At 29.8% G+C, this 10,175-nt stretch carries 11 protein-coding genes; all 11 read right to left on the bottom strand.

The annotated features are described in order from the left end of the window. Positions 1 to 229 precede the first annotated feature (229 nt). The 11 genes from HMPREF9129_RS01970 to HMPREF9129_RS01920 all read right to left on the bottom strand — a co-directional run bounded on the left by HMPREF9129_RS01970 (position 230) and on the right by HMPREF9129_RS01920 (position 9,599). Positions 230 to 949, bottom strand: coding sequence for a GntR family transcriptional regulator (locus tag HMPREF9129_RS01970; RefSeq protein ID WP_257009110.1), 720 nt, complete (start codon positions 947 to 949; stop codon positions 230 to 232). A gap of 8 nt (positions 950 to 957) precedes the next feature. Then, complete coding sequence (locus HMPREF9129_RS01965) at positions 958 to 1,734, bottom strand: nucleoside phosphorylase (RefSeq protein WP_004819766.1); 777 nt, start codon at positions 1,732 to 1,734, stop codon at positions 958 to 960. Positions 1,735 to 1,736: 2 nt separating this feature from the next. Next, on the bottom strand, positions 1,737 to 2,504 hold the full coding sequence (locus HMPREF9129_RS01960) for a nucleoside phosphorylase (protein ID WP_040552443.1): 768 nt from the start codon (positions 2,502 to 2,504) through the stop codon (positions 1,737 to 1,739). Positions 2,505 to 2,508: 4 nt separating this feature from the next. Beyond that, positions 2,509 to 3,417 carry an ABC transporter permease gene (locus HMPREF9129_RS01955; RefSeq protein ID WP_004819764.1) on the bottom strand — a complete coding sequence of 303 codons (909 nt, stop codon included), beginning with the start codon at positions 3,415 to 3,417 and terminating at the stop codon, positions 2,509 to 2,511. Continuing rightward, complete coding sequence (locus HMPREF9129_RS01950; RefSeq protein ID WP_050794608.1) at positions 3,414 to 4,466, bottom strand: ABC transporter permease; 1,053 nt, start codon at positions 4,464 to 4,466, stop codon at positions 3,414 to 3,416. The genes HMPREF9129_RS01955 and HMPREF9129_RS01950 overlap by 4 nt, the downstream gene beginning before the upstream one ends. 4 nt (positions 4,467 to 4,470) lie before the next feature. After that, positions 4,471 to 5,961 carry an ABC transporter ATP-binding protein gene (locus tag HMPREF9129_RS01945; protein ID WP_004819762.1) on the bottom strand — a complete coding sequence of 497 codons (1,491 nt, stop codon included), beginning with the start codon at positions 5,959 to 5,961 and terminating at the stop codon, positions 4,471 to 4,473. A gap of 9 nt (positions 5,962 to 5,970) precedes the next feature. After that, on the bottom strand, positions 5,971 to 7,023 hold the full coding sequence (locus tag HMPREF9129_RS01940; RefSeq protein ID WP_040552150.1) for a BMP family lipoprotein: 1,053 nt from the start codon (positions 7,021 to 7,023) through the stop codon (positions 5,971 to 5,973). Between the two features lie 410 nt (positions 7,024 to 7,433). Further along, a complete protein-coding gene (locus HMPREF9129_RS01935) occupies positions 7,434 to 8,369 on the bottom strand; it encodes a sensor histidine kinase (protein ID WP_004819757.1) in 936 nt (311 codons plus the stop codon). Continuing rightward, positions 8,359 to 9,024: a response regulator transcription factor gene (locus HMPREF9129_RS01930; RefSeq protein WP_004819756.1), complete on the bottom strand. Its 666-nt coding sequence runs from the start codon at positions 9,022 to 9,024 to the stop codon at positions 8,359 to 8,361. The genes HMPREF9129_RS01935 and HMPREF9129_RS01930 overlap by 11 nt, the downstream gene beginning before the upstream one ends. Before the next feature lie 2 nt (positions 9,025 to 9,026). Beyond that, complete coding sequence (locus HMPREF9129_RS01925) at positions 9,027 to 9,245, bottom strand: hypothetical protein (RefSeq protein ID WP_004819754.1); 219 nt, start codon at positions 9,243 to 9,245, stop codon at positions 9,027 to 9,029. A gap of 6 nt (positions 9,246 to 9,251) precedes the next feature. Continuing rightward, the gene (locus HMPREF9129_RS01920; protein WP_147285876.1) at positions 9,252 to 9,599 is read right to left on the bottom strand and encodes an amidohydrolase family protein; all 348 of its coding nucleotides are present in this window, start codon (positions 9,597 to 9,599) and stop codon (positions 9,252 to 9,254) included. Positions 9,600 to 10,175: the final 576 nt, after the last annotated feature.

The following is a 10,175-nucleotide window of genomic DNA, read 5'->3' as shown; positions in this document are numbered from 1 at the left end:
TTTGACAGTTTATTAAATTTATGTAAAATTAAGTTAAGCTTCATTTCTATATTAATGGATATTTATCAATACATAAAAAATGTATCAACCCTTATCCTTTTTCAGGATTTAAGTTGATACACAAAATTCACTAAATATATTCTTATAGAAACATATAGCCTAGACTCTCATAAATATTAGCTTCTAATCTAATTATAAGAATTTCCATAAAAAATTATTTAATAGTCTTTTATTTTCGTGTCATATAAAAAGTGAAATAATTAGGATTAAAATATGATCTTCTATAAAAGGCTACCGTTCCATCTTGTTTTCTCATAACCTCACTAAAATAAATAATATAATCTCCAACATGTATATTCATTTTATTAGCTATCGATTCTCTAGCCTTAAATCCTTGAAAATTCAAATCGCTTTTTACAATTTTTCTTACTATGAATTTATCTATAAATTCTTTAAGTTCACTTTTCGTTCTTAAATTAAGATCATACTCTTTAACTTCATCATAATTTATAAAATACATCAATAGAGCTGCTACTTGATCTTTTATATAATATTTTACATTTATCAACATGATTATAAAATTTTCATCACGTTCAAAAAATTCTTTCATCTTAATTCCGGCAGGTTGAAATTCTGTCACAAACTGTACATTTGTAAACTCTACATTATTGAAATCAAAAATAGGAACATTTATAGATTCCATCCCCATCTTTTGATTTTTTTTTGGATCCAATAATATATTTCCTACTCCTTGTTGATTATATAAAATACCATCTTCTTTTAATAAAGCAATAGCCTGTCTTACAGTACCTCTACTCACATTAAATAACCTAGATAGTTCATTTTCAGATGGAATTGTCTCTTCAGGTTCTATATTTTTATCTTTAATAAGCTTAAGAATTTCTTCATATACTTCTACATATTTTAATTTAGTTCTTTTTATATTCATTTTTTTCTTCATAACTTATTTCTATCATTAATAATTATTTTACGTAAAGATTCTATACCAACTTGTATTGCTCTGTCAATGTAATTGATTGGATATCCATTAGAAGATATATCGCTTGAAACTTTATTTTCATAATCGGTTGCTGATACAAGTACTGAAGCCGCTCTTGAATTTAAAGAGGCTGATACTAAAAATAATGTAGCTTCTTCCATTGCCGTACAAACAGCTCCTCCTTTAATATAAGAATTCCAACGATTTATTAAATCATATCCCACAGGTTTTGTTTCAGGTTCAACTTGCGTATAAAATGAATCTTTAGTTATTGAAATTCCTACTTTAGTCTTGTATCCTAACTCAATTGAAGTTTCCTCTAATATTTTTGTTAAACTATAATTAGGTACAGCCGGAAATTCCATTGGTAAATAATGTAAGCCTGTACCTTCCATTCTAACGGCTCCATTTACTACAACAATATCTCCCTTTGAAACGCTAAAGCTTGTAGATGCTCCTGTTCCTATTCTTATAAATGTATCAACTCCACATTTATAAAGTTCTTCAATGCAGATAGCTGTTGAAGGTCCTCCCATTCCCGTTGAAGTTACAACTACTTTTTCACCCTCCAAGTATCCCTCATAAGTTGTATGCTCTCTATTTTGTTGTATTTTTCTTGAATTTTCTAAATGTTTTGCTATAAGTTCGCATCTTGCCGGATCTCCCGGAACAATTGCATATCTACCAACGTTATCTGAGTTTAATTTTATATGAAGTGTTTTTTCTTTTTGCATTATTATCTCTCCTTATCCAATTTTATAACATTTCTTATTGATTCAACTCCAACTTCACAAGCTTTATATTCAACTTCTTTTGGATAACCATTTTCAGAGGTGTCTATGGAACTTTCATCATTATAATTGGTTGCGGAAACAAGTACCGTCGCCATTCTTAATCCATAACAACTTGCTATTAAAAACAATGTTGCCGATTCCATAGAGGTTGCAATTGCTCCCCCTTTTTCATATGAATTCCAACTATTGTATAAATTATATCCAAAAGGTTTTTCTAGTGGATTGATTTCAGTAAAATATGAATCCTTTATAATAGTTATTCCGACTTTAGTGTCAAATCCTTTTTTAATCGAAGTTTCTTCTATTATTTTTAACATCTTATAATCAGGAATAGCCGGAAACTCAAGTGGTAAATAGTGAAGTCCCGTACCTTCCATCCTTACCGCTCCATTAGGTATGACTATTGTACCTAATTTCACCATTTTGCTGGTTGAAGCACAAGTTCCTACTCTAATAAATGTATCAACTCCACATTTCTTTAGCTCTTCCATGCAGATTGCAGCAGATGGGCCTCCCATTCCTGTTGAAGTTACTATTACTTTTTCTCCTTCTAAGTATCCTTCATAAGTTGTATGTTCTCTATTTTCTTGGATTTTCCTAGGATTTTTCATAAGCCTTGCAATTTTTTCACATCTGTCAGGGTTCCCTGGAATGATTGCATACCTTCCCACATCTTTTTTATTCAATTTTATGTGTAACGTTTTGTCCATATTATTATTCAACCTTTCCTAATGCTTTTGGAGATTGTTTTCTATTACCAAAAAAAACTAGTGCCAAAATTGTTATTAAATATGGAACCATCTGTATAAATTGATCCGGGATTTTTAAGCCTACAAGATTAAATCGAATTGCTTGTGCAATAGCAAATATAAAACTTGACCCCACTGATCCAAGAGGTGTCCAGCCACCAAAAATATTTGCTGCTACTCCTAAAAACCCTCTTCCTGCTACCATATTATTTACAAAAACATTGTTTTGAACTATTGATAAATAACTACCACCAAGTCCAGCCAAACACCCAACTAATAACATGGATACGTATTTATATTTTTTAGTATCAATCCCAACACTATTTGCAGCAATAGGATCATCGCTTATTGCTTTCAATCTAAGTCCTGTCTTTGTATACTTTAATACATACCAAATTAATCCTGCAAATATTGCAGTTATATATAAAACTGGCGATTGATTCTTAAATAATATTCCTATCCCGGGTATGTTTTTAAGAAAAGGGATACTAATTAAATTTAATTGAGTAACTTTTGCGCTAATTCCTTCTTGTCCCCAAATTATAAAAGTTCCAAATGCAGTAAAGCCCTGAGAAAATAAATTTAACCCTACTCCGCAAACAGTTTGATTTGCCTTAAATTTAATACATAAAATAGCAAATAACAAAGCAAATATTGCAGTAAAAATCATTCCAAAAATAATCCCTAATATAGGACTTCCTGTAAAATATGTACCTACAACAGCTCCAAAAGCTCCCATAAGCATAAGTCCTTCTGTTCCTAGACTAATTATCCCACTTAGTTCTGATAATGTGCTTGAAAGTGAAACTAAAATTAAAGGAATAGCTAATCTTATAATCATCAAAAATGTATCTGCTGAAAAAAAATAATTCATTTTTTTATTCTCCTCTTCTTAGTTACAAATTCAAAAATACCTGGAGTTGCAATAAAAAATATTACCAATCCCTGAATAACTACTACCATGTTAGCTGAAAGTCCTGCTCTTATATTCATCATTCTCGCTCCTGAATCCATAATCCCAAATAAAAGACCTGATAAGATTACAATTAGAGGATTATTATTAGCGAGAACAGCAACTGCTAAACCTGTAAATCCAACATTACCTGAAAATCCATTGAACAGCTTTCCATACGTTCCCATAAGTTCAGTTGCTCCAATCAAACCTCCGATAGCTCCCGAAATAAGCATAGTTATTATTACAGTTTTATTAACCGATATTCCTCCTGCTAAAGCAGCTCCATAATTATCTCCAACAGCTCGTATCTTATAACCCATAACAGTTTTGTTTATAACTATATAAGTTACAAGAACGGCAATAAAAGCTATAAATACACTGGCTGAAAATTGAGTAGACTTAACTAGAGTGAGAAACCTAAAATTCTTTGAAATCATTTCAGTTTCAGGCAATCTGGCAGATGAAATAAAGGGATAATTTATCATATATGATGTAAATTCTATTGCAATATAATTTAACAAAATAGCAATTATTACTTCATTTATCTTTAAATTAACCTTTAAAGTTCCAATCAAACCTCCCCATAACATTCCTCCTAATATACTTGCAAATAATGCAAGTAGTATTGCTACTATAGGTGGCGTAGTGTTTGGAATAAAATATAAAACAGTATATGCAAAAATTGCTCCTATATGAATTTGTCCTTCAACCCCAATATTTAAGATTCCCCCTTTAAACGCAAAACTACAAGCTAATCCTGCAATAACTAAAGGAACAGTCTTATTAAAAGTATTAGCTATAGCTGTATGAGATCCTAGAGCTCCTTTCAATAAAGAACTAAATGCTAAAATAGGAGACTTCCCCACAGCTAAAATTAAAATAGAAGCTATAGAAATGGATAAAAGAATAGAAAATATTGAAATAAGAACTGTACTTCTTGCCTTACTTAAATTTTTCAAACTTGACATTTCACTATTCACTCCTTCCGGCCATTAATAGACCTAATCTTTCTTTAGTAAAATTTTCAGCATAATCAATAGCCATAATTTCGCCTTTATACAGAACAGCAATTCTATCAGACATTTCCATTATCTCATCAAGGTCTGCAGAAATTAGCATAACACACTTCTTATCATTTCTTATCCTAACAAACTGTTCATGAATAAATTGAATAGCTCCAATATCCAACCCTCTACTAGGTTGAGAAGCTAGAATAAAATCATTATCATTACTAATTTCTCTAGCAACAACAAGTTTTTGCTGATTCCCTCCTGATAATCCTGAAATATTTTGGTTAATATCAGAATACTTAACATTAAATAGTCCTAAAATTTTAGAAGTATACTCTTTCAATTTTTCGTATCTTACAAATATTTTATTCCTAAACTGATCAGATTCCTGATTTCCAAGCATTACATTTTCAAATAAAGTCATATTTGGTAAAATTGCTCTTAAAAATCTATCTGATGGTATGTGGCCTATCCCACTATCTTTAATTTTTGCTGTTGACAAATTCGATAGTAACTTGCCTTTATAATAAATTTCTCCATCATATTTCATAAGTCCCATAACCATTTCTTCAAGTTCAAGCTGTCCATTACCATCAACACCTGCTATCCCAAATATTTCTCCAGCCTTAATTTTTAAATCAACAGTGTTTTGTGAATTCTTTAAAACCTTTAAATTCTTAATTTCAAAAATCACTTCATCTGTATTTATTTTTTTATGACTGCTAATTTGGGCAATAGAATGTCCTACCATTTTAGTTGCTAAATCTTCGGCTGTTTCATTGGCAATATCAACTGTTTCTATAAGTTTTCCATTTCTCAAAATAGTAGCTCTATCAGCTATTTCCATGGTTTCATTTAATTTATGAGTTATAAAAATTATCGTCATTCCCTTAGTTTGAAGATTTTTTAATACCTTCATCAAAAGTTGAGACTCTTTAGGAGTCAGTACTGCAGATGGCTCATCGAGGACTAAAATATCAGCGCCTCTATATAAAGCTTTAATTATTTCAGCTCTTTGCTTCATACCAACTGATAAATTTTTTACTTTTTCGTCTAGATTTATATCCAAACCATACTGTTCAATTATTTTTTTTACAGATTTTTTATTTTCTGCATAATCAATTTTATATTTTCCAATTTCATTTCCTAAAATAATATTCTGTAATACTGTCATATTTTCAATCAACATAAAATGTTGGTGTACCATACCTAACCCATGGTTAAAAGCATCCCCTGTATTTTTTATTTCAACATTTTTGCCATATAATTTCAAATATCCTTTATTGGCCTGGTATAGACCAAAAAGGATATTCATAAGAGTTGTTTTTCCAGCTCCATTTTCACCTAGAAGACAATGAATTTCTCCCTTTTTAACACTAAAATTCACATCTTCAAGTGCGGCTTTACCATTGAAATATTTTGAAATATTACACATTTCAACAGCTAAATTCATAAAATCACCTTAGTTTAAAGTATCTTCAAAAGTTACTAATTCATCCATATTTGATGGAACTTTAATTTCTTCATTTATTATTTTCTCTTTAGCTTCATCAACAGACTTTATAATTTCATCAGGAAGTTTTACATTAGATCCCTCAGTTACAAAATCTACACCATTTTCTTTCAACCCTAATTTAATAACTTCAGCTTTGAAATTGTCTTCTACTACAGACTTTATTGCTTCGTAAGCTTCAATATCAACATTTTTAATCATAGAGCCTACTATAACATCAGGTTCTGTAGCATTTTGATTTAAATTAACACCAAAAGCAAAAGTGCCATTCTCTTTGGCAGTTTGAAAAAGGCCATTACCACTCATTCCTGCTGCATGAAATATAACATCAGCCCCTTGCTGGTTCATAGATTTAGCAATTTCTTTTGCTGTAGTAACATCAGTAAAACCACCTACGAAATCTGACACAGATTCAATTGAAGGATTTACAGATTTTGCTCCCGCTGTATATCCTGAATAAAATACACGAATGTTAGGTGCGTCTACTCCTCCAATAAATCCAATTTTATTGTCTTCTTTTAAATTAAATCCTGAATTTTGAAATTTCATACTTGCTGCCACAACACCTACTAAGTAAGAAGCTTCTTCATCTCTTGTCATATAACTAACAACATTAGGTGCTTCAATAGAAGTATCAATCAAAGCAAATTTTTGATCCGGAAATTCAGGAGCAACAGTTTTCATAGCCTGAATAGCTTCATAAGTTAATCCTATTATTAAATCATAGTCTCCGGTAGAAGCCATATCTCTAAGTGATAATTCAATATCTCCAACAGCTTTAATTTGAACTTTATCATACTCAATTCCAAATTCACTTTTAGCCCTTTCCACCCCTTTTAAGGTCAAATCATTAAAAGCCCCGTCTCCGAAACCACTGCTTGAAGAAACTAATCCTACTCTAACAACTTCTTTTTCATTGGCGATATCCGCATTCTTCTTAGCGCATGCCGTAAAAATAACCATAATTAAAAATATTGATACTAAAACTTTTGCCTTCCTCATAATAAATCCCTCCATTTTTTTAGTTGTATATACAACCTAGCTTTGTTTATATGATGTTAACATTTTCCCATACATGTTGTCAACACCTTTCTTAATATTATAGGTGATTTAAGGATTTATTTGCCCCTTTAACTTGTATATACCTATTTACCTTCATTTGATATCTAACTGTATTCTCTTATTTTGATAAAACTGTGACTCTTAGAGTCAACTAAATTCGTGCACAAATGTATCAAAAAGGTGTATATGATTTGGACATTTTATAATTCTATTATTAATCTCCATTATATTTTTAATTAATTCTTCTATATATAATATTTATCAAAATTTAATAAGGGTGGTGTTGTAGAATGAGATGAAATCATTCTACAACACCACCTTGTCTTCAGATTGAATTTTATATTTATTTTCTATTTAAAATATATGCCGACTTTAGTGCCTGATTCTGATTCTATTTTTAAATCTAAATTTAATTTCTTTAAGATTTCTTTTGTTAAATAGAGTCCTATGCCTGTTGATTTTGAATATATTCTTCCATTGTAGCCCGTATATCCCAGTTCTGTAACTCTTTTTAAATCTTCAGGCGCTATTCCTATGCCCGTATCGGTTATAAAAATTCCATTTTCTTTTATCTCTATTTTTACTTTTCCTTTTTCTGTATATTTTAAAGAGTTTGACAGCACTTGTTCTATCGCAAACATAAGCCATTTATAGTCCGTAACTATTTCTACTTTTTGTGGCTCATATTCGATTTTTATCCCCTTTTTAATAAACAATGGTGCATATTTTCTGATGACTTGTCTAGTCAAATCGTCTAAACTCACTTTTTTAAATACATAGTCTGTGGTTTTTGAGTTATGCCTTAGATAGTTTAAAAGCAAATTCAAATATTCTTCAACTGAAAAGATATTGTTTTTTAATTCAAATTTATCTATATCTCCTTCTAATTGCAGATTAATTGCTGCTATGGGTGTCTTTATTTGGTGAGTCCAAGTGGTTATAAATCTTTTAAATTCTTCTGTATTCTTATTATTTTCTGATATTTGTCCCTTACATTCTTCAGTGATATTCTTCATTTCCACTATGGCTTCTTCTAATTCAACATTATCTATCTCTAAGTTTGAATTGATATTTTGCATATATGCTTTTATATTTTCAATGTTCTTTTTTGTCTTATTAACTTTGTATTTTAAAACTATTCCCCAAAAAACTATCGTTATCAAAGAAGTATATGCATAAATTCTTAAGTCTATATCAAATGCATAGAAGAAAATTCCATATAGCACCAACATTGAAAATACTGTAGTATATATTTCTCTGTGATGTCTTAAATATCTATTCCACATAATATCCCATTCCGATTTTTGTCTTTACAATATCTACTACGCCTATTTCAGACAACTTTTTTCTAAGTCTGTTTATATTCACCGTTAATGTATTGTCGTCTACATATTCATCTGATTTCCAAAGTTTTAACATCAGTTCTTCTCTCGATACAATTCCCGGTCTTTGAATTAACAGTGTTTCTAATATTTTTAATTCGTTTTTAGTAAGACTTTGTTGATTTTCATCTTTTTCTACTTCCATAGTTCTAAGGTTTAGGATGAAGTCTTCATGCTTTATAACTTCTTCTTGTTGCTTTTTACCTGTTCTTCTTAGAATAGTTTTTATCTTTGCCAACAACAAATCCATATCAAACGGTTTTGTAAGGTAGTCATCTGCACCCAAGTCCATTGCCATTATCATGTTCAAGTTATCATCTGCTGATGATAAAAACAGTATTGGAACTTCGGATATATTTCTTATCTCTCTTGTCCAGTGATATCCGTTGTAGTATGGTAATTTCAAATCCATTATCACAAAATCCGGCTCAAAGTTTTTAAATGTTTTTAAGACGTCTTTAAAATCTAATTCACTTTCAACTGTGTATTCCCACTTAGTCAATTCTCTTTTTAGTATATCTCTTATATTTTTATCATCTTCTACCAATAGTATTTTCATATTCACCACATTAATTTATTTTTTCTCTTGTATTCGTATATAAATAAAAGCAAAACTCCCATAATTGCTATATAGTTTATATAACTATTTTCAACGTATTTAAAACAAATTATACCACCAAATACCAACAGCGACTCCAAGTAAAAATACATTACTCCGATTGTGTTGTTATTTGTTTTTATATCTTGCCACAATAGATATTTTAATACTTGTAAAATCATGTTAATTTATCTCTTAAAATTTATTTTATACTGAAAAATTCTATTGCATTGTTGTGTAATATTGAATCCACTTCTTCTTGATTTAATCCTGATTTTTCGATGTATTCTACAGCTCTTATATATCTTTTCATCTTTAAAATACGGATAGTCACTATAAACAAAAAATTTATCCGGATATTTTTTCATCATATCAGCATATAAATTGTTTATCATCTGTGCTGACTCCAAGGCTTCTTTTGCACTTCCATATTCCGACACTTGATGTGTTGCTGAAATAATTTGCATTCTAGCTCCAGCTTTATCCATCAATGAAAATCTATATTTTAAATCTTCTTCAAAATTTGTATTGTTCATCATTATCGCTATTTCAGCACCTTATGAGCAAAGCTTTTCAATTTTATCTAAGTACTCTTTACTCCACAAGTGGGAGTGTGTATCTGTGTGCTTCATAAAAAATCATTCTCCCTTTCTAAATTTTTATACCTTTTGAGATAATTATACCCCTTATTTTCCACTTGAATTTTCAAATTAAATTAAAATAAGACAGAAATAAATCAACCTTAAGAAACCTTTAAATATTAAGTTGTCAAATATTGTATAATATTATAAAAACTATATTAAGTAGAAGATTAATTTGAGATACAATATGGGATTTTCCTATGATAAATTATGGAAAATTTAATAGATGCAAAGATGAATAAGCTAGAGCTGCAAAAATCTACAAACACTACTCCTAATACCTTAGCCAAAATAGGACGAGATTAGAATGTGAGCATGGAGATACTTGGTAGAATTTCTAAATATTTTAAACGTAATATATTTGAAATATTATAGTATGAAAATGAATTATAGATTATATAAGTAATTAGTATAAATCGTCTTACTTTAATCTTTAATTGAGTGAGGTTATACATATGAAAAAGATACTGA

It is taken from the genome of Peptoniphilus indolicus ATCC 29427 (genome assembly GCF_000227315.1).
In the GTDB taxonomy this organism is placed as follows: Bacteria; Bacillota; Clostridia; order Tissierellales; family Peptoniphilaceae; genus Peptoniphilus; species Peptoniphilus indolicus.
This window is presented reverse-complemented; position numbering and strand designations above follow the sequence as displayed.